Annotated in this window: 1 protein-coding gene; it reads right to left on the bottom strand. The window is 61.3% G+C overall.

The features are described 5' to 3' along the window. Nucleotides 1-157 precede the first annotated feature (157 nt). On the bottom strand, nt 158-486 hold a 329-nt coding region (locus MM817_RS16465), incomplete at its 5' end, for a hypothetical protein (RefSeq protein WP_241717138.1).

The raw sequence follows: 486 nt of genomic DNA on the forward strand, positions 1-486 counted from the left end.
GCGCAGGTCGGAGCCTCTGAATCGCAGTGACATGGTTGAAATCTCCTGTATGGATGAAGAAAAAAGCCCTCCACCGAAACGGATGGAAGGCTTGTGGGGCAGTCGCCGGTAGGCTGTGGACTGATCAGTCGTGCCGCTAGGCTTCCTGTCTGGCGCGTCAGGCTGGAACCGCCTGACGTTGACGAGAGGCTTTGGCGTCGATCACGCTCACGCCGATCAGGCGCCAGCGCCCGTCGTCGATGAGCCGCTCCAGCACTTCACCGAGCATGTCGAAATACACCTCGTCGTGCCTATCGATCAACTCACCGTCGCGGTGCAGCTCCACCACGTAGGTGTCGCCGCCACGGTCGTAGAGGATCGTCACCTGACCCTCGAACTTGGTGGTTGAGACCGTGAAGCTGATCGCCGGCGGGGTCTCGATGATCTTGGAGGGCTTGGGATCGACCCAGGCGAAGTCGCGGGCACCTGCATCGACCAGCATGTGGG

The organism is Sulfoacidibacillus ferrooxidans (assembly GCF_022606465.1).
GTDB lineage: Bacteria > Bacillota > Bacilli > Alicyclobacillales > SLC66 > Sulfoacidibacillus > Sulfoacidibacillus ferrooxidans.